The organism is Coprococcus sp. AM14-16 (assembly GCF_003434675.1).
Lineage (GTDB): Bacteria > Bacillota > Clostridia > Lachnospirales > Lachnospiraceae > Coprococcus > Coprococcus aceti.
Window position 1 is genome coordinate 1 of record NZ_QTLL01000010.1, and the last position, 1193, is coordinate 1193.

The 1193-nt window shown below is 35.0% G+C and carries 1 protein-coding gene; it reads left to right on the forward strand.

Going from position 1 to position 1193, the window contains the following annotated elements; translation table 11 throughout:
• Nucleotides 1-169: 169 nt before the first annotated feature.
• Nucleotides 170-1138 carry a site-specific tyrosine recombinase/integron integrase gene (gene xerA, locus DW159_RS13555; protein ID WP_117551461.1) on the forward strand — a complete coding sequence of 323 codons (969 nt, stop codon included), beginning with the start codon at nucleotides 170-172 and terminating at the stop codon, nucleotides 1136-1138.
• Nucleotides 1139-1193 lie beyond the last annotated feature (55 nt).

The following is a 1193-nucleotide window of genomic DNA, read 5'->3' on the forward strand; positions in this document are numbered from 1 at the left end:
AAAGTTGTTGTGCAAAAGGCTCTTGATGAGGCACAGTTATTGTTCGATAGTTTGATGCAGAAATATTTTGGATAATAAATTATAGTATATATTTAAAGTATAGAAATAAGAATTAAATAAGGTTTGACTGGTGAAGGATGTTGGTAGAATCTGAAAGGAGAATACGAACATGGAAGAGAAATTAGTCAAGATACTTAATGAGATGGCAGATTACCTGAATATATCTCAGATGAAGAAATTACAGGAGACATTGCTTAAACATTTGGCAGAAAACGAAGCAAAGACAGAAGAAATTCCTAATGTAGAATATTTGAAAATGTTTATTGATGCAAAACAGATTGAGGGATGTTCTGAAAGAACTTTGCAGTATTATCGTGTTACTATTGAGCATATGCTTGGAAGTATTGACACACCTATCAGAAAGATAACGACTGACGAGATAAGAGGGTATCTTGTTGATTATCAGAAGGTTAATAATTGCAGCAAAGTAACTGTAGACAATGTCCGGAGAAATATGTCGAGCTTTTTTAGCTGGCTTGAAGAAGAGGACTACATACTGAAGAGTCCTATGAGGCGAATACATAAAATAAAGACGAAACAGCCAGTTAAGGAAACTATAACTGATGAAATGATTGAAAAACTTCGTGATAATTGTACGTGCGTCAGAGATCTTGCTATGATTGATCTATTGTATTCAACCGGTATACGAGTAGGCGAATTGGTAGGTTTAAATATATCTGATATTGATTTTGAAGAGCGGGAATGCATAGTATTCGGTAAAGGTGATAAGGAAAGAAGAGTTTATTTCGATGCAAAGGCAAAGCTGCATTTGCAAGAATATATAGAGAGCAGGACGGATGATAATCCGGCTTTATTTGTCACTCTTGATGCGCCGCATGCAAGATTAAAGATAAGTGGAGTTGAGATAAGAGTTAGAGAACTGGGAAGAAAATTGAATATAGACAAAATACATCCACATAAATTTAGAAGAACAATGGCAACCAGAGCTATCGATAAAGGAATGCCGATAGAGCAGGTGCAGAAGATATTGGGACACTCACAGATAGATACGACTATGCAGTACGCGATAGTTAATCAAAATAATGTAAAGGTATCGCATAGACGGTATATTGCATGATGTATTTGTTGTGGATATATATTTATGATTCACAAGCCTCAAATTCGTATTTGTA

What these genes read in the sequence shown, in the direction of transcription:
- xerA (WP_117551461.1), top strand. Translation starts at nt 170, where the DNA reads ATGGAAGAGAAATTAGTCAAGATACTTAATGAGATGGCAGATTACCTG.